The sequence below is a fragment of the Candidatus Margulisiibacteriota bacterium genome (assembly GCA_018822365.1).
Lineage (GTDB): Bacteria > Margulisbacteria > WOR-1 > O2-12-FULL-45-9 > XYB2-FULL-48-7 > XYB2-FULL-45-9.
This window is the reverse complement of record JAHJKL010000042.1, coordinates 41775-58919: the sequence shown is the minus strand read 5'-3', so window position 1 is coordinate 58919 and position 17145 is coordinate 41775. Positions and strand designations below refer to the sequence as shown.

Below are 17145 nucleotides of genomic sequence, written 5' to 3'. Positions count from 1 at the left end.
CAAATGAGCGGCGATGAAATCAAAAAACTCCAGGAAATAGCGTCAAAATTACGACAACACGTCATCGCGATGACCTGCGCCGCCGCTTCCGGACATCCGGGCGGTTCGCTTTCCGCGGCCGACATTATCACCGTGCTTTATTTTCATACCTTGCGCCACAGACCCAAAGATCCAGGCTGGGTCGATCGCGACCGGTTTGTGATGAGCAAAGGGCACGCCGCGCCTATTTTATATTCGGCGCTGGCGGAAGCTGGTTATTTCCCAGCCAAATATTTGAAGACTTTGCGCCAGATGGGGAGTTCGCTTCAGGGTCATATTGATATGCTTTCTCTCCCCGGCATAGAAATGTCGACCGGTTCGCTTGGGCAGGGGCTTTCTGCCGCCAACGGAATGGCGCTGGCCGGCCGGCTCGACAAAAAAGATTATCATGTTTTTTGTTTGCTTGGCGACGGCGAATGCCAGGAGGGGCAGATTTGGGAAGCGGCCATGACCTCCGGCCACCGGAAGATCGACAATTTGACGGCGATCGTTGATCATAACAAATACCAGATCGACGGGAAGATTGAGGATGTTAAAACCCTTAACCCATTTGAGGATAAGTGGAAAGCTTTCGGCTGGCATGTTGTCCGATGCGACGGGCATTCCATTAAAGCGTTGATCGCCGCGATCGACAGCGCCCAAAAAACAAAAGGTAAACCGACGGTAATTATCGCGGACACGATCAAAGGCAAGGGGGTCAGCTTTATGGAGGCGGCCCCTCTTAGTTTCCATGGTTCCCCTCCGACCCCCGAACAGGAGAAGCAGGCCCTGTGTGAACTTTGCAAAATAAAGGATATTGAGTTATGAGCGAGGTTAAATTAGCCGCGACGCGTGACGCTTACGGAAAAGCTTTGGCTCAACTGGGGAAAGAAAACCCGAACATTGTCGTTTTGGACGCCGATCTTTCCGCTTCGACCAAAACGGCTGAATTTGGCAAGCTGTTTCCCGATCGTTTCTTTAATATGGGGGTAGCGGAACAGGATATGATCGGCACCGCGGCCGGATTGGCCGCCTGCGGCAAGATCGCTTTTGCCTCCACTTTTGCGGTTTTTGGTTCCGGACGCGCCTGGGACCAGGTCCGGGTATCTGTTGCATATACCCGAGCCAATGTAAAAATAGTGGTGACTCACGCCGGTATTGTGACCGGCGAAGACGGCGCTTCCCACCAGGCGAACGAAGATATCGCCATCATGCGGGTCATTCCGAACATGACGGTCGTTGTCCCGTCCGATTCGGTTGAGACCGAAAAGGTGATCCGCGCGGCGGCGGAGTTCCACGGCCCCATGTACATCCGCTTAAGCCGGCCTAAAACCAAGATCATCAACGCTGAAAACTATAAATTTCAACTTGGCCGTGGCGTTGTTTTGCGCCCTGGCAGAGACCTCACGATCTTTTCCTGCGGCATTATGGTCGCGACCGCGCTGGATGCGGCGGCCGAACTTGCGAAAAAAGGGATCGAGGCCGAAGTTGTTAACCTGCACACCATCAAACCGCTCGATAAAAAGTTGATCGTTGATTCGGTTAAACGGACCGGGGCGGCGCTGACCGTTGAAGAACATTCGATCCTTGGAGGCCTCGGCGGGGCGGTGGCCGAAGTACTGGTCGAAAATTGTGTTGTCCCAATGGTCAGGGTTGGACTGAAGGACGTTTTTGGCGAATCTGGCAAACCAGACGAACTACTGGTCAAATATGGTTTGACTGCCGAAGAAATAATCAAAGCGGCTCGTGCCGTGCTTAAAAGGAAAAAATGAGGCCAGGCTGGGACGATTATTTCATGAAGATCGCTCATGATGTCAGTGAGCGGGCAACCTGTGTTAAACGGAGCGTCGGCGCGATCATTGTAAAAGAGAAGCGGATCTTAGCTACCGGTTATAATGGCACTCCTCGCGGTTTTAAGCATTGCACCAACGAAACCTGCATCCGCAAACAGATGGACATTCCTTCCGGCCAGCGGCATGAACTTTGCCGAGGCCTGCATGCCGAACAAAACGCTATCATCCAGGCCGCCTGGCACGGCGTGAAAATTGAAGGCGGGACCCTCTATTGTACCTTTCAGCCCTGTGTCATCTGTGTTAAAATGATCATTAATGCCGGGCTGGTCAAGCTGGTTTATGAAGGCGGTTATCCCGACGCCCTGGCGAGCGAAATGCTGAAAGAATCAAAGCTGGAGGTTGTAAGACATGAAAGTAGGGTACCTCGGTCCTGAAGGGACCAATAGCGAAGAGGCCGGGTTTTTATACGTCAAAAAACTTAAGCAAAAAGCCGATATCATTCCTTACTCTACATTTTTTGATCTGATAACCGCCGTTAATAAAAAAATGATCGATGAAGCGGTCCTGCCGATCGAGAACTCGATAGAAGGGACGATCGGGATCGTGACCGATATGCTGGTCAAAGATGTCGATCTGAAGATCAAGCAGGAATTTGTCCTGCCTATCTACCATTACCTGATCGCCCAAAAAGGGATACGGCTCAAAGAAGTGACCGATGTTATCTCCAACCCGCCCGTGCTGGACCAATCCCGGGATTTTCTGAAGAAAAACCTTCCACACGCTAAACTGCATCTCGCCTATAGTTCAGCTGACGCGGTCCGTCAGGTGGCGATCTCTTTAGGCGAAAAGATCATTGCCCACGGCAAGGTCAAAGGGCACGTTTTTGCCGCGATCGGGACCAAGGCCTCGGCCAAACTTTACAATTTGAATATTATCGCCTCACAGATCAACGCGAAAGACAACCAGACCCGTTTTGTGGTCCTGGCTGGATCAGATCACCCCCGGACCGGCAAAGACAAGACCTCGATCGTGTTTTCAATCGCCAAGGACCGGCCGGGCGGTTTGCATGATGTCCTGGCGGAGATCGCGGATAAAGACATCAATCTTACCAAAATCGAATCCCGTCCTTCAAAGAAATCGTTGGGAGATTATTACTTTTTTGCCGATATGCAGGGACACCGGACAGATCTTGATGTTCAGGTCGTTTTGAAAAATTTAAGAAGAAAAACTTCGTTCTTTAAGTTGCTTGGTTCGTACCCCGCCTATCGGCAGGCAGGCCTTAAAGGGAGATAAAATGCCCGAACAAGAAGATAATACGCTGCTGGTCGGTTTGTTGGCCGGCGGTTTGATCGGCGGGGTGCTGGGGTTGATGATCTCTCCCTCGATCAGCGAAAAAACCAGGGGGACGATCAAAAAAAAGATCCATGAGTTTAATCTGGGAGAAGTTCTTGACCGGTTCGCCGAAGCTTTTTGCGTTGGTTTGGAAGAGGCGGAAAAGATCGAAGAAGAGCTTGAAGGAGGATAAAAAATGCATGACATTTTAATAAACGTTCTGATCTTTTCCGGGGTTCTGCTCCTTCTGGCCCTGACGGTCGCGGTCATTCAGGGGATCTTGATCTTGACCGACGTCCGCAAAATGAGCGCCGAGATCAGGGAAAAGGTTCTGGCGATCGCCTCGTTGCTGGACGCGGTGACCATGATCTTCAACTCCTTTGGCGGTTCAAAAAAGAAGTGGAGCAAGAACACGACGATCGCCGCTTTTGTCGGCGGATTGCGCAAAGGGTTGAACGTTTTTCTAAAAGAAAAGAAGGAGGATTGAAATGGGAATTAAAAGGTTGTTCAAGGTGTTTGCTGTTGGCGGCTTATTGGGTGCGATCGGTGGCCTGATCTTTGCTCCTGGTAAAGGTGAGGAAACCAGGGCCAAGCTGAAAGAGTCGCTGGAAAAAGGGAAAGAAAAGTTTGACGAGATAAAGAAGAATTTAAACGAAAATAAATCATAATTATTGGAAACGCGCGAATAGACGACCGAGACGTTTAGTCTTGGTTTCCGAGAAAGAGGTAGCATGCTTCGTTCGGTAATAGAATCACAGATCAGGGGGGCCTTTGGCCTCCTTGGTGTTAATGAGCCGGTCTTGTACAAGGTCGAGGTCCCGCCTCGACGGGAGCTTGGTGATTATGCCACGAATGCGGCGATCGTCAACGCCAAGGCATTAAAAAAGCCACCGTTGCAAATTGCCAAAGAACTTGTGGCTGAGATGGAAAAACTTGACCAGGGCGGTCATTTTGTCAAAATTGAGATCGCCCCGCCCGGGTTTATTAATTTTTTTCTATCCGACCGGACAATAGAGCAGCGACTAAAAGAGGTCATTCCGCTTGATCAGGCCTGGGGAAGATCCGCGCTTTATGCTGATCGTTCCGTCCTTCTGGAATATGTTTCCGCCAACCCAACCGGACCGCTCCATGTTGGTCATGGCCGCTGGGCGGTCTTTGGCGACTGTTTGGCGCGGCTTTTTGAAGCAGTCGGCTATCGGGTGGAAAAAGAATTTTACGTCAATAATGTCGGCAATCAGGTGGAAAAACTCTACGCTTCGGTTCTCGCCGCCAGGAGCGGCCAACCGACACCGGAAAACGGCTACGGCGGAGCTTATGTTAAAGAGATCAAAGGGGAAACAATCGGTGAAATGCTTGCCTGCAACCTGGAAGAACAGAAACAGGTTTTGTCTTCCGTTGGCGTAGTTTTTGACCGTTTTTTCTTCGAGAACGAACTGCACGATCAGAATCTGGTTATGGGAGCGGTTGACCAGTTAAAGAATAAACACCAGACCTTTGAAGAAGGGGGGGCGATCTGGTTCAAGTCCCAGGAACACGGCGACGATAAAAACCGGGTCCTGGTCAGGGAAGACGGGAAGCCGACCTATTTTGCCGCCGATATCGCGTATCATCTGAATAAATTTAACCGCGGGTATGACTTGATGATCGATATTTGGGGAACCGACCATCACGGTTATGTCCAGCGCTTGAAAGCGGCCCTCAAGGCGATCGGGCTCCCCGCCGAAAAATTGGAAATTATAATCGGCCAGCTGGTCGCCCTCTACCGCGGCGACGAACAGGTCAGAATGAGCAAGCGGACCGGCGAGATGGTGGCGCTGAAAGAGGTGGTCGAAGAGATCGGGGCGGACGCGACCCGCTTTTTCTTTGCCGCGACCGACGTGAATTCGCATCTTGATTTTGACCTGGAGCTGGCAAAAAAACGCTCAAGCGATAACCCGGTTTTCTATTTGCAATACGGGCATGCCAGGATTTGCGGAATATTAAGAAAGGGAGAGGGATCAAGTGATCAAGGGATCAAAGAGTTAAAGATCAGTGAGTTAAGTACGCCGGCGGAACGGAATCTGATCATGAAGCTGATCCGGTTTCCTGAAGTTGTTTATGACGCCGCCCAGCTTCGCCATCCTCATCGGATCTGTGAATACGGCAAAGAGTTGGCGGCCCTTTTTCATTCTTTTTACGAACAATGCAAAGTTTTGGGAAATCCCTCGCGTGAGTACCTGGTGGGGGCAACTCGAATTACTCTACGCAATGTGTTAAACTTATTGGGAATAACGGCTCCGGAATCTATGTAGAAGAGAGGGTTTACATGAAATACGCGTTTTTTAAGGGAAAGATCGTACCGTTTGAACAGGCTAATATCTCCATTATGACCCACGCTTTTAATTACGGAACAGGTGTATTTGAAGGTATCAGAGGGTACTGGAACGCTGATAAAAGCCAAATGTTCGTGGTTAAACTGAAGGAGCATTATGAACGGCTGCAGCGCTCGACTAACCTTGGCTTGAAGGCTGAAATGAAGTATTCGATCGATGAGTTGTGTAAGATCACCCTGGAATTGGCCAGGAAGAACGGCTATAAAGAAGACGTTTATTTCCGGCCGATCTATTACAAATCGCAGGCAAAAATCGGGTTAGGCTTGATCGGTATTGAAGATGACTTTTGCATGTTTATGGCTCCGTTCGGCAATTATTTGGATATTAATAAAGGGATCAGGGTTTGCGTTTCTTCCTGGTGGCGGATCTCGGCCAGGTCGGCTCCTCAAGGGGCTAAAATGACCGGGTCATATTTCAACTCTTCATTGGCCAAGGCGGAAGCGCTGGAAAAGGGATACGATGAAGCGATCCTGCTGTCTCACGAAAAAACTGTCGCTGAAGGATCGGGGGAGAACCTGTTCATGGTCAAGAACGGCCAGCTGATCACTCCTCCGGTATCAGAGACGATCCTGCCGGGGATCACCCGTCTTTGTATCATGGAACTGGCCGAACAGGAGCTTGGCCTCAAGACAATTGAGCGGCAGATCCAGCAGTCCGAGCTTTATACCGCTGATGAACTGTTTTTTTGCGGGACTGGCGCCCAGGTTTCGCCGATCGCGGAAGTTGATGGTACGGTGATCAAGGACGGGAAAGTCGGCCCGACCACCAAAAAGATCCAGGATATATATTTTAAGGCGGCTCGCGGCGATAATCCCAAATATGCTTCCTGGAGTACGCCGGTTTATTAAAACTATGAAGGGGATAGGCATAGATATTATTGAGATCGGACGGATCAGGGCCGCCGTCGATAACTATGGGGAAAAATTCCTGCGTCGGGTCTTTTCAACGTCCGAAATAAAATACTGCACCCGGCAAAAAGTTTATCGGGTCCCGGAACTGGCGGTTAGATTTGCCGCTAAAGAAGCTTACTCCAAGGCGATTGGGACCGGGATCAAAGGTTTTGGCCGCCCCAACCGGGGTGTTGGCTGGCTTGATATCGAGGTCGGTAATAATCAAGACGGCAAGCCGCATATCTTGTTTAAAGGAAAGCTCCTCGCCAATGTTCAGGTTAGCCTTTCGCACAGCCGCGATTACGCGGTGGCGTCGGTCTATGTTGAAAGCTGAACTTCATAAACGACCTCTTACTTCTCACAAAGGTGACTTTGGGCGCTTGTTTATTCTGGCCGGTTCCACCGGGATGCTTGGCGCCGCCCTGCTCTGCAGCCGGGCCGCGATGCGAACAGGCACCGGCTTGGTTTACTTAGGCGTTCCTTCCCGCTCTATGGATCAGGTGAATTGCGCGACCCCAGAAGTTATTACTGCCGGGATCGATCGGGTTAGTGACTATGAACGTCTCCCTTATGAGTTTTCCTCTATTGCCATTGGCCCCGGCCTTGGTGGTAGACGGCATATTGCCGAAGGGATCTTGTCCTATTTATCAAAGAAGCGATTCGCTTCTCCGGTGATCATTGACGCCGATGCGCTGGCTATTTTCAACGGCCGGCCGGAAAAACCACCTTTGCTGGATTTGAACCTGATCCTTACTCCTCATCCCGGTGAAATGTCCCGGCTATGCGGATTAAGCGTGGAAGAGATCCAGCGGCATCGCCTGGAAGTTGCCAGCGGGTTTGCCCATAAGTATAATTGCGTGTTGGTCCTGAAAGGACATCGCACCATTGTCGCTGATCCCAACGGCAAAACTTATGAAAATAAGACCGGCAATCCTGGAATGGCGACCGCCGGGACGGGGGATGTTTTGACCGGAGTGATCGGCGCCCTGGCAGCGCGGGGATTGTCGGCCTGGTCGGCGGCAACCTTGGGGGTCAGAGTGCACGGTGCGGCAGGCGACCTTGCCTTAAAGGATAAAGGAGAAAATGGTTTGATCGCGACCGATGTGATCGAACAATTGCCATATGCCATATAATAAAATTACGGAAAATGTCGGAGACAGGATGATCGGTTTTTTAGAGATAATCGGTGAACTTTCTGGTTTGACCGGAAAGGTCATGCGCGACATTGTTAAGGGAAAGATAGACGTTAAACTGACACTCGATCAAATGGTCAAAGTTGGGTTCGATTCTTTGCCTCTTGCCCTGACCACTTCGGCGTTTGTGGGGATGGTCTTTGCTATCCAGATAGCGGCCGAATTCACAAAGTTTGGAGCCGGTAAGTTCGTGGGGGGGTTGATGAGCGTTGCCATTTCCCGGGAACTTGGGCCGGCTGTGACCGGGATCGTAGTTGCGGCCCGGGTCGCCGCGTCGATCACTGCCGAGATAGGGACAATGAAGGTTACGGAGCAGATCGATGCTATGCAGGCCCTGGGAGTAAGTCCGGTCCGCTATCTGATCATCCCCCGGTTTATAGCGACGACTGTAATGCTCCCCTTGCTGACCATTTTGACGATCATCACCGGTTTTTTTGGCGGTTATGTAGTTTCGATTTACGTTGGCAAGATAAATCCGGTTGAATATATGGAGACAGCGCAGACCCTGTCGAAATTGTGGGATCTTTACGGGGGATTAATGAAGACCGCAGTTTTTGGGATGATCATCTCTATTGTTGCTTGTTACCGGGGGCTTAACACGAAAGGAGGGGCCAAGGGGGTAGGGGAGGCGACCACCTCAGCGGTCGTTATCACCCTGATCAGCCTTTTTATCGTGAACTATTTTCTCTCGATGCTATTTTTTAAATGATAAAATTCAACAAACTAACCAAATATTTTGGCAAACTAAAGATCATCGAATCATCAGACCTAATGATTGAGGACGGATCTTCGGTTGCGATCATCGGCCCTTCCGGTTGCGGGAAAAGCACCCTTTTGAGGTTGATCATCCGCCTGATCGAGCCGACCTCCGGTTCGATTGTTGTTGACGGGCAAGACGTTGGCCGGCTTTCGGAAGAAGCCTTGATCGAACTTCGCAAGAAGATCGGGATGATCTTCCAGACCTCTGCGCTGTTTGATTCCATGAACGTTTATGAAAACGTCGCTTTTGCCCTGCACCAGCATACTAAAAAGAGCGAGGCTCAGATCCGAAAGATCGTAGCGGAGAAGCTTAAAATGGTTGAGCTGGATGGGGTTGGCGAACTTATGCCGTCCGAGTTGTCCGGCGGTATGCAGCGCCGGGTATGCATCGCCCGGGCGCTGGCTTTTGATCCCAAGATCATCCTGTATGATGAGCCGACCACCGGACTTGATCCGATAACTTCTGTTACGATCGAAAATTTAATGGTAAAATTAGCCCGCGAATTGAAGGCGACGTCGATCCTGGTCACCCATGTGCTGCAAACCGTTTATCGGGTTGCAAACAGGGTTTATATGTTAAATGATGGGAAATTGATCGATATAGGGACAACGGAAGAGACAAAAAACTCAAAAAATCCGATAGTAGCTAAATTTATTTCAGGAGGTTTGTAATATGGGCCTATCAACTTCGGCCAAAGTCGGGATCGTGACGATAACCGCACTGACTTTGCTGGCGATGGTCATTGTCTGGAAAACCGAGATATTTAAAATGCGGGAAGGATATATAATGACCGGCTCGTTCAATAGCATTGAGGGTCTGACCGTAGGCTCCGAAGTTCGCTTCCGGGGATTGAAGATAGGCAAAGTGATGAAGATCGATCCGGGCCCTTATGATATCAAGATATTTTCGGTGATCGAGCCGCGGATCAAGATCCCGGTCGATTCCAGCCTGCGCGTCGCTTATGACGGGATCGTCGGCTTAAAATATCTGGAGATCAAGCCGGGGACCGCGGAAACCATGTATGAGCCGTCCATGGTGATAAATGGGGTGCGGACCGCCGCTATTGTTGATTTTATTGATATTGGATCGCAGAACCTGCAGGAGAGCAAGTTGATCCTGGCTGATTTGCGCAGGATGATCGAAAACCCGCAATTGCAGAATTCGGTCCTCAATATGGTCGTCATGGCCGATGAGATCACGCAGAACCTCAATCGATTGACCGAAGAGCTGCGCGAGACCAACAGGGGGATCAAAGATATTGTTGGCGATCCTAAATTTCAGGAGAATGTCAAAGGGACGATCCGTGAAACAGAAAAGACCCTTTCTTCGGCTAATCAATTCTTTGATAATTTTGGCAAGATCAACATGAGAAGTTCGGGCGGGGTTGATATTGGGAGCCGGGCGAACGCTGTTCGGGGTGATGTCGATATTCTTCAGGGGGATAAGATCTATTACCGGCTGGGGATCGGCGAAGGGCCAACAAGGCAGATGTCCCTGCTTGACGTCCTCTTTACCAGCGCCATGTCCGATGATGTCAGTTTCCGCCTTGGGATGATCAATAGCCAGTTAGGCGGCGGCTTTGTTTTCAAGCCAGGAGAAAAGAACAACGTAATTGCCGATCTTTACGACATTAATAACCCGCGGCCGAATATGCCGAAGTTCAGGTTGGGCTATGAGAGAGAATTAGTGGATTATCTTGACCTCCTTTTTCAGGCCGATGACCTGCTCAATGGCAACAACAGTAATTTTATGTTAGGGATAAGGGTCAAACCTCAGGGCGGTAAATTATTCTAAGGTTGATTAACCGCGCGCTTAAGCGCGCGGTTATAATTACACTGCTCCACTTGCTGCTTGTAATACCCGCTTGGTCCGCTGTGTTTTCACACCAACTGCCGGATGGATTGCTCTCGATCAAGGGGCCTGAACTTGCTAAAGATAAAGGGCGGAAGGTTATTATTGATCGAAGCAATAAATTTGGGGTCAGCCTGACCTACGACCAGTTGAAGATCAAAGCCAACCGGGCGAGCTACGACCAGGACGAGATCGAACTGACCGTTTTCAAAGGTAATTACGAACAATATGCGCTGGAGGGAGATTACTTTCGGATCAATCCGAAGACAGGAGAATACGCCGGCGACAACCTGAAGTTTGGCTATCTTTCGGCTTACTTAAAGGGGGGTAGGGTCCATTTCTTTGGTGATAAAATAGTTGCCGACCAGGTTACGACCTCCCCACTTAATTATCCGGTTTTTAGTTTTTCTTCCAGCCGGATCGAGATCTATCCTGGGTACGCCCTGGCTCGCGGCAATATTTTAAAGTTTTTTCCGGTCCCGATATATTATATCCCTTTATATATCAATGATCAGCGGAGAAAATATTTTGAGCTGCCGTTCCCGGCCCTGGAAGCAGCCAAAGACCTTTTTCACGGTTCGCATGGGGCGGTCCACAGTCATTACTTTTTTAATCCGCAATGGTTTGGCGATCTGGCGCTTCGATATTCTGAAATTGATGGGGGAGGGGTAGAGGTTCAGCAGATCGTTCGTCTTTCAGATCATCAACAATTCCAAGTTGATCTGACCGGTTGGCAGAGAGCCTCGGCCCAGGGAAAAATTTCTTATGTTTACAATTATTATCCTGATCCTGCGATTGGCCGCCAATTAAGCTTTTTTGAGAAAAACGAGCTGGCCGGCAAAGTCGCCGGGATCGAGGCGCCGCTGGCCCTGCGGGCCGATCACAGTTTTAACGAAGAGATTAACCGGAGCGTTATTGACCGGGATTACGATATAAGCGTTAAAGGCAAAGTAAAAGGATTATTATTCGATCATACCTATACTATAGTCCCGACCTTAACCTATGGCCGGATCAGGGAAACGAAGATATATCCGGAGAGCGCTCCGGCGCAGGTTGTCGATCGCAATTATCTAAGAACCGGGGCCGATCTGAACTTTTCCTATTATCTGGAGACCCCATTCATTCAACCTTATGTGACCAAGGCTTTTTTATCGCTTGATTACCAGCATGATGATTATAAGCCGGGAACCGTGTCCAGGACCAGATTGGCCAGTTCCTTGACCGTCCGGCGGCCGATCTTTAATTTGGACTTCCTTTTTTATGAAGCGGTCTTGACCAAGTCACTGGCCGATAGCGGCTTAAGTCCGTTTTATTTCGAAGAATACGGGCGGTTAAAAGATAGTTTTTCGCTTGATCTTTACCTGCAGACCGATCTTTTTGTTGGTGGGAACCAATGGGTCTACGATCTATCGGCTGGGGTAATGTTTAATGAGATCAATTATCTGGGGATTAAAGCCCTGGGTGATAGCTATGTTGTTCTCCGCCACGATCGCCGTAGGGAGTTTTGGGAGCTGGGGATCATGAAGAAAGAGCTCGCGTTTTAAGGCTTTTTCCCTGGTAACCGACCACGAACCCTACAAAAGCCTCAATATAAGCCTTAATCAGGCAAAATAACAGCATTGTCCCAGGTTTCAAAAATAATCATTTTTCATTTTTTGAATAGGGGAGGCTTGGTTTGATTTTTCCGGTGCCTATCTAATCGCGCACTTAAGTGCGCAGTTAACTGAACGTCGCAATGAGCAAGAAATAACCGTGTACTTCAGTGCACGGTTTTTTAACCGCGCAATTAATTGCGCGGTTAAAAGTAGCAAGTGCGCTTACCAAAAACCAGCCAAATCGAGAGCCTTAAACAGCCAAAAAACAACCCAAATGCAGTGTCGCATAATATATCTTATGTATACATACGAGGGGGTGATGATACGTATAAATAAGGCTCTGGGGTGCGGAAAATAGCGTCACCTTGGGGTTTTCCACAGGGTTAATAAACAGTTCAGATGTGGTGTCTCTCTGTTCCTGCGGCTGGTGGTAATCGCGCGGTTAAATCAATAAGCGATGCCCTATTATTTCTGTCTCTTTAATACTTACTTCTTATCGCTTAATCCTTACAACTTATTATGCCCCCTACTGGAAAAACCACTTCACAAAAGATGATTCATAAACTATAATGCAAAACATAATCATTAATTAGAAAGGTACGATTAATATGCGTGAAAAATTCATTCAATTATCGCAGATAGATACCTCAGAAAAGTATTTAAAAGATATTTCTGACAGCGAGTTCTTTGGTTTTCCTATAGAACCGATAATAAAAGCCGAAGAACGATTACAGAATAAACCTTCTATTGCTTATTTTTCTATGGAATTTGGCCTTGCCCCAAGCGTGTATCACACTTTTAAAACAGTTAACTCTATTAGCCCGCTTAATGTGATCAGCAAGCATGAAGTCTTTTCCAACATGAAAGATATGGATTATTATCATTCCTTACCATTTAATAAGCTCCTGGACCTGCCGATCTATAGCGGTGGCTTGGGTGTTTTAGCTGGGGATTCGCTTAAATCAGCGGCCGATCTGAATATTTCGCTGACCGGGATCGGGATATTGTGGCATAAAGGGTATTTTAAGCAAAAATTCTGGTTTAGAGCTGGTGGCCAGGTTCCCGAAGAGATTTCCTGGGATCCAGACACATATCCAGGGCTAATTCCTTTAAAAAATGTTGTTACTATAAATTTAAGCGGTCAGCCGCTGCATTTAAAGCTTTGGAAATATTATGTTTACTCCAATGATTTAAAAAATGTTGTTCCATTAATATTGCTTGATGCAAACCTTGACTCAAATCCAGAGTATTTTAAGGAATTAACCGCGCAATTGTACCGAAGTTCAAATGCCTGGATAAAAATCGCCCAAAGAATGATCTTGGGCATGGGTGGTGTTAATGCCTATAATTCCCTTAAATACTCAATAAAAATCAATCATTTAAATGAAGGTCATGCTGCTTTTGCGTTTGTTGAGAAAGCTAAAAATATAGCTCCAGATAGCCTTAAGTCAAGTTTCGCGTATACATGTCATACTCCTGTTGAAGCTGGTCATGATCGTTTTGACCTAAAAGAGCTTTCAATGGCAATTGGGAATGAAGGGAGCGAAATAGTCAAAAAATACGGACGTGACTTGAAAAATAGCAATATTGCGAATTTAACTCAATTGGCAATGTCTACTTCTGCTCATATAAATGCTGTCGCGCAAAAACATGGAGAAGTCACAAGGCTGCAATTTCCTCAATTTAAAGACAAAATTCAGAGTATTACCAATGGAATTCACACCTTTACCTGGCTTTCCCATTCTTTTAAAGAATTATTTGATAAGTACCAGGAGGTTCTTGGTAACTGGCAGGCTGATCCAACATTATTAAAAAATGTTGTTAACCTGAGAAATAATGAGGCATTTAGAAAGGATTTGTGGTCAGCGCATCAAAAAAACAAAGAGAATTTGGCCAAAGTGCTTGAATATTGGTATTTTAACGCAAATACTTTTACGATTGGCTGGGCACGTCGGATCGCTCCATATAAACGTCCCAGCATGTTACTTCAAGACCCCAACCGGCTAATTGATATTGCCAGGCGAATTGGCCAACTGCAGATAGTGATCGCTGGAAAAGCGCACCCTGCCGATGTCCCCGCTTCCATCCACATGGACGAAATGCTGGAAAAGATCACATTGTTAAATGGAGAAAGAAAGCTTATTCGAATCTGCTTTTTAGAAAATTACGATACATATTTTGGAAAGTTACTAACCAATTCGGTGGATGTCTGGTTAAATAACCCCCTACCGCCGTTTGAAGCCTCGGGGACTAGCGGGATGAAAGCGATTTTGAACGGTGTTCCTCAGTTAAGCACCCTTGATGGCTGGGTTGTTGAAGCGGCCGATAAAGGGATTGGAAAAATATTTGGCTATGTTCCCCCTCCGGGAGAGATTGGGAGTGAAAGAGACCTGAAGCTCGATGAGGATTCAAAAGCGCTCTATAAAAATCTGGAAGAAATGGTGACGACTTATTACGCGCAGGATAGTTCCTGGGTAGATATGATGATCAATTGCATTGAACAAAGCGCGTTTTTCTCAACCCATCGGATGATCAGGGAATACAACGAAAAGATCTGGCAGGCTACTTAACCCAGAACATCCCGGCCGAGATCTGATATTCAGCGTATTTTTGGCCGAATTTTTTCTGTAAAAGAATTTTTTCTTCAAGGTATGCGTTGAGCCAGATGGTGGCGATTATGATCATCCCAAAGTAGAACGAGTAGACAGCGGCAAAGATCCACCACCAACCAATAAAAATAAAGATCGCGCTTAAATATTGCGGGTGCCGCAGCCAGTTATATGGTCCACTGGTGATCAGGGTCTCTCCCGGCAGATCCAAAGGGTTGATCCCCTTGAATTCTTTGCCAGCCAAAATTAAACCGGCAATTCCGGCCGCCAATAAAAAGTATCCGGCTATGATCCACCAGAAATAATCGAGTTCAAAGCGGGGTTGAGCAAAAAACACCGAAATGATCGGCAGAAGAAAAAATAACATTACCCCGACATATCTATATGATTTAAACTTTCCCCCATAAACAAATTGCCAGAAAAGGGCGATGTTCAACAGGAAAAACAGGACCACAACCGATTGCGTAAGCATTTTTAGCCTCCAAAAGTCGTATCAATGTTATAATATCACTGGCAGTTGGATTGCACAAGGGAGCTGGAATCAAATAAAATGTCATTTATATTAAGAACATTACTGATCTTGGTATTTCTCCTCCTCGCCTCTTCGTCTTTTGCCAGGACTATGCCGTTGATCCCCTTTCCTCAGGTCGTACAATACCGATACGGAATCGGACTTGACCTGCCTCGAGATACTTTATTGTTGAACGCTTTTTCCGCCTACGAGGGTTGGCTGAATAATTATGTTGCCGAAGAAGGCGGCCCTGACCAGGAATACCGGGTTCACCGAGGGCCGCTTTATGATTATGATACGATCTCTGAAGGGATCGGCTGGGGAATGCTGATCACCGTGCTGATGGAGAACAGGAAGAACCCGACAAAAAAATATTTTGACGGATTTTGGTTATATTATAAAAGGAACATGAACGGGGCTGGTTTAATGTCCTGGAAGGTCAGCCGGACCGGCCAGGTCCAGGAAAAAGAGTCTTCTACCGATGCCGATCAAAATGTTGCGATGGCCCTCTTATTTGCCGATCGGCAATGGGGAAGCAACGGAAAGATCAACTACCTGGCGGAAGCCAGGAAACTGATCTCTAATATAATGAACAAGGAGATCGAACCTCGTTCCTTTATTGTTAAACCGACTTCCGGCTGGGGAGGATCGGCAACGACCAGTCCCTCTACTTATTCACCGGCATATTATAAGGCCTGGGCAAAATTCAATGATGACTGGTTGAAAGTTGACGAAAATGCGGAACAAATGTACTCCCTGTTTTATAATAGATATTACACCGGCTTATATCCGGATTGGTGCAGCGCGACCGGCGAAAAGACCCAGTTGAGCTATGATTATACGTATAACGCCTGTATTACCCCGCTCAAGCTCGGTCTCAATTATCTTTGGAATGGCGAAGGGGACCACTACCTGAAAAGGCTTTCCAATTGGATCCTTGATAAATGTGACGGGAATCCGGAGGCGATCGCTGATGGATATACGATCGACGGCGTGTCGATCGGCCAATACAGCAATGCCGCGTTTATTGGGCCGTTTTGCGTGGCGGCGATGGTTTCGGAAGAATATAAGCCCTGGCTGCTTAAACTGTACAATTATCTTTTGCAAATGAAGACCGGTGAAAAAGGAGGTTATTACTCCGATACTATTAGGCTGATTTCCCTGATCATTGTTTCGGGCCATATGCCGGATCTTTGGAAAACTACCGAAGGTGAAAACCAATGGATCTGGGTCTTCAATCGCAAAGCAGATGGTGATAATTAAACGTTTTATCATCATGGTCTGGGTAATTGATAATGCCTTAATGAATGCCTTGCGCCATTTATTCCCAACCGCCTGGCGGCGAGCTGGGAACTGTCTCTGCTGCGGCCAATGCTGCCGGGAGATTTATTTGACCTTGTCCCCGGCGCAAGCCAGAAGCCGGTTTTTTATTGGCTTTTTTACCCGATGGTTTAGCTGGTTGTTTGATTTTGATTTGCTCCGCTTTGATGCCGATTATCCGGCACTGGTTTTTAAGTGCCGGCAACAGAAATCTAATGGTCAATGCGGAGCCTACTTTTGGCGTCCCCCACTCTGCCGAAACTACCCTCTGGTAGACTATTTTAAAAAACCATTTTTTCTTCCCGGTTGCGGATACAAAACAGAAAGTAATTGACCGATATTCGTCATATTTTTTAATCTTCCAACTGATCACCCCTCATGGCAATAATATTGCTTTATTTATCGGTGAACGGTATTTATGGACCTGGCACCAAAATACCGGATAAAGGGGGTGAAGAAGATGAGAGGATTAAACAGATCAATTTTGGCTGGCCGTTTGGTCGCCGATCCAGAAGTTCGCTACACCAGCAACGAGCTGGCAGTGACTAATTTTCGGCTTGCGATCAATCGCGGAAGCAAGAAAAAAGGGACCGACGCGGTCGATTTTATCAATTGTGTCGCCTTTGGTTCATTGGCCAAGATCTGCGGAGAGTATCTGAAAAAAGGAAAACTGGTAGCGGTTGAGGGTCGCCTTCAGATCAGGAGTTATGAAGGGAAGGATGGACAGAAGAAAAGCGCAACCGAGGTCGTTCTTGACGAAATGCAGATGCTTGACGCTAAGTTTTACAAAGAATCGGAAAAAGAGACCGAACTTGTTGAAGTCTAGAGAATCAAGCCCTGGATGCGGTTTTAGCCGCATTCGGGGCTTTTCTCCAATTAATATTTGTGCTAACATCCCATT

20 protein-coding genes are annotated in these 17145 nt (G+C 47.7%); 18 read left to right on the top strand and 2 right to left on the bottom strand.

Annotation, left to right across the window (positions count from 1 at the left end):
- Window positions 1-3 precede the first annotated feature (3 nt).
- The 16 genes from KKF06_03525 (at window position 4) to glgP (ending at window position 14374) form a co-directional block, all read left to right on the top strand.
- Window positions 4-846, top strand: a complete 843-nt coding sequence (locus KKF06_03525) for a transketolase (protein MBU1616841.1) — start codon at window positions 4-6, stop codon at window positions 844-846.
- Window positions 843-1790, top strand: coding sequence for a transketolase family protein (locus KKF06_03520; GenBank protein ID MBU1616840.1), 948 nt, complete (start codon window positions 843-845; stop codon window positions 1788-1790). Before KKF06_03525 ends, KKF06_03520 begins: the two co-directional genes overlap by 4 nt.
- The gene (locus tag KKF06_03515; GenBank protein MBU1616839.1) at window positions 1787-2245 is read left to right on the top strand and encodes a dCMP deaminase family protein; all 459 of its coding nucleotides are present in this window, start codon (window positions 1787-1789) and stop codon (window positions 2243-2245) included. The genes KKF06_03520 and KKF06_03515 overlap by 4 nt, the downstream gene beginning before the upstream one ends.
- On the top strand, window positions 2220-3104 hold the full coding sequence (pheA, locus tag KKF06_03510) for a prephenate dehydratase (protein ID MBU1616838.1): 885 nt from the start codon (window positions 2220-2222) through the stop codon (window positions 3102-3104). Before KKF06_03515 ends, pheA begins: the two co-directional genes overlap by 26 nt.
- Before the next feature lies 1 nt (window position 3105).
- A complete protein-coding gene (locus tag KKF06_03505; protein MBU1616837.1) occupies window positions 3106-3336 on the top strand; it encodes a YtxH domain-containing protein in 231 nt (76 codons plus the stop codon).
- A gap of 3 nt (window positions 3337-3339) precedes the next feature.
- Entirely contained in the window at window positions 3340-3630 is a 291-nt protein-coding gene (locus KKF06_03500) for a hypothetical protein (protein MBU1616836.1), read from the top strand.
- Window position 3631: 1 nt separating this feature from the next.
- On the top strand, window positions 3632-3811 hold the full coding sequence (locus tag KKF06_03495) for a YtxH domain-containing protein (GenBank protein ID MBU1616835.1): 180 nt from the start codon (window positions 3632-3634) through the stop codon (window positions 3809-3811).
- A 63-nt stretch (window positions 3812-3874) separates the two neighbouring features.
- Complete coding sequence (locus KKF06_03490) at window positions 3875-5434, top strand: arginine--tRNA ligase (GenBank protein MBU1616834.1); 1560 nt, start codon at window positions 3875-3877, stop codon at window positions 5432-5434.
- A gap of 14 nt (window positions 5435-5448) precedes the next feature.
- Window positions 5449-6363 (top strand): branched-chain amino acid transaminase, encoded by a 915-nt coding sequence (locus KKF06_03485; GenBank protein MBU1616833.1) that lies wholly within the window; start codon window positions 5449-5451, stop codon window positions 6361-6363.
- Complete coding sequence (gene acpS / locus KKF06_03480; GenBank protein MBU1616832.1) at window positions 6335-6739, top strand: holo-ACP synthase; 405 nt, start codon at window positions 6335-6337, stop codon at window positions 6737-6739. The genes KKF06_03485 and acpS overlap by 29 nt, the downstream gene beginning before the upstream one ends.
- Window positions 6726-7538: an NAD(P)H-hydrate dehydratase gene (locus tag KKF06_03475; GenBank protein MBU1616831.1), complete on the top strand. Its 813-nt coding sequence runs from the start codon at window positions 6726-6728 to the stop codon at window positions 7536-7538. Before acpS ends, KKF06_03475 begins: the two co-directional genes overlap by 14 nt.
- A complete protein-coding gene (locus KKF06_03470) occupies window positions 7528-8307 on the top strand; it encodes an ABC transporter permease (GenBank protein MBU1616830.1) in 780 nt (259 codons plus the stop codon). The genes KKF06_03475 and KKF06_03470 overlap by 11 nt, the downstream gene beginning before the upstream one ends.
- Window positions 8304-9029 (top strand): ABC transporter ATP-binding protein, encoded by a 726-nt coding sequence (locus tag KKF06_03465; GenBank protein MBU1616829.1) that lies wholly within the window; start codon window positions 8304-8306, stop codon window positions 9027-9029. The genes KKF06_03470 and KKF06_03465 overlap by 4 nt, the downstream gene beginning before the upstream one ends.
- Before the next feature lies 1 nt (window position 9030).
- Entirely contained in the window at window positions 9031-10152 is a 1122-nt protein-coding gene (locus KKF06_03460; protein ID MBU1616828.1) for an MCE family protein, read from the top strand.
- 80 nt (window positions 10153-10232) lie between these two features.
- A complete protein-coding gene (locus tag KKF06_03455; protein ID MBU1616827.1) occupies window positions 10233-11753 on the top strand; it encodes a hypothetical protein in 1521 nt (506 codons plus the stop codon).
- Between the two features lie 659 nt (window positions 11754-12412).
- Complete coding sequence (gene glgP / locus KKF06_03450; protein ID MBU1616826.1) at window positions 12413-14374, top strand: alpha-glucan family phosphorylase; 1962 nt, start codon at window positions 12413-12415, stop codon at window positions 14372-14374.
- Here glgP and KKF06_03445 read toward each other — a convergent pair.
- A complete protein-coding gene (locus KKF06_03445) occupies window positions 14367-14885 on the bottom strand; it encodes a hypothetical protein (protein MBU1616825.1) in 519 nt (172 codons plus the stop codon). The two genes, glgP and KKF06_03445, sit on opposite strands and share 8 nt — an antisense overlap.
- Before the next feature lie 78 nt (window positions 14886-14963).
- On the opposite strand from KKF06_03445, the gene KKF06_03440 reads away from it, so the two are divergent.
- A complete protein-coding gene (locus KKF06_03440) occupies window positions 14964-16187 on the top strand; it encodes a hypothetical protein (GenBank protein MBU1616824.1) in 1224 nt (407 codons plus the stop codon).
- A 58-nt stretch (window positions 16188-16245) separates the two neighbouring features.
- Here the strand turns inward: KKF06_03440 and KKF06_03435 are convergent, their stop codons facing one another.
- A complete protein-coding gene (locus KKF06_03435) occupies window positions 16246-16617 on the bottom strand; it encodes a hypothetical protein (GenBank protein ID MBU1616823.1) in 372 nt (123 codons plus the stop codon).
- An 87-nt stretch (window positions 16618-16704) separates the two neighbouring features.
- Here KKF06_03435 and ssb point away from each other — a divergent pair, with 87 nt between their 5' ends.
- Entirely contained in the window at window positions 16705-17070 is a 366-nt protein-coding gene (gene ssb / locus KKF06_03430; GenBank protein MBU1616822.1) for a single-stranded DNA-binding protein, read from the top strand.
- The last annotated feature ends 75 nt before the right edge of the window (window positions 17071-17145 follow it).

Coding starts and splice junctions, on each gene's coding strand:
- KKF06_03525 (MBU1616841.1), top strand. CDS start 4: ATGAGCGGCGATGAAATCAAAAAACTCCAGGAAATAGCGTCAAAATTA.
- KKF06_03520 (MBU1616840.1), top strand. CDS start 843: ATGAGCGAGGTTAAATTAGCCGCGACGCGTGACGCTTACGGAAAAGCT.
- KKF06_03515 (MBU1616839.1), top strand. CDS start 1,787: ATGAGGCCAGGCTGGGACGATTATTTCATGAAGATCGCTCATGATGTC.
- pheA (MBU1616838.1), top strand. CDS start 2,220: ATGAAAGTAGGGTACCTCGGTCCTGAAGGGACCAATAGCGAAGAGGCC.
- KKF06_03505 (MBU1616837.1), top strand. CDS start 3,106: ATGCCCGAACAAGAAGATAATACGCTGCTGGTCGGTTTGTTGGCCGGC.
- KKF06_03500 (MBU1616836.1), top strand. CDS start 3,340: ATGCATGACATTTTAATAAACGTTCTGATCTTTTCCGGGGTTCTGCTC.
- KKF06_03495 (MBU1616835.1), top strand. CDS start 3,632: ATGGGAATTAAAAGGTTGTTCAAGGTGTTTGCTGTTGGCGGCTTATTG.
- KKF06_03490 (MBU1616834.1), top strand. CDS start 3,875: ATGCTTCGTTCGGTAATAGAATCACAGATCAGGGGGGCCTTTGGCCTC.
- KKF06_03485 (MBU1616833.1), top strand. CDS start 5,449: ATGAAATACGCGTTTTTTAAGGGAAAGATCGTACCGTTTGAACAGGCT.
- acpS (MBU1616832.1), top strand. CDS start 6,335: ATGCTTCCTGGAGTACGCCGGTTTATTAAAACTATGAAGGGGATAGGC.
- KKF06_03475 (MBU1616831.1), top strand. CDS start 6,726: ATGTTGAAAGCTGAACTTCATAAACGACCTCTTACTTCTCACAAAGGT.
- KKF06_03470 (MBU1616830.1), top strand. CDS start 7,528: ATGCCATATAATAAAATTACGGAAAATGTCGGAGACAGGATGATCGGT.
- KKF06_03465 (MBU1616829.1), top strand. CDS start 8,304: ATGATAAAATTCAACAAACTAACCAAATATTTTGGCAAACTAAAGATC.
- KKF06_03460 (MBU1616828.1), top strand. CDS start 9,031: ATGGGCCTATCAACTTCGGCCAAAGTCGGGATCGTGACGATAACCGCA.
- glgP (MBU1616826.1), top strand. CDS start 12,413: ATGCGTGAAAAATTCATTCAATTATCGCAGATAGATACCTCAGAAAAG.
- KKF06_03445 (MBU1616825.1), bottom strand. CDS start 14,885: ATGCTTACGCAATCGGTTGTGGTCCTGTTTTTCCTGTTGAACATCGCC.
- KKF06_03440 (MBU1616824.1), top strand. CDS start 14,964: ATGTCATTTATATTAAGAACATTACTGATCTTGGTATTTCTCCTCCTC.
- ssb (MBU1616822.1), top strand. CDS start 16,705: ATGAGAGGATTAAACAGATCAATTTTGGCTGGCCGTTTGGTCGCCGAT.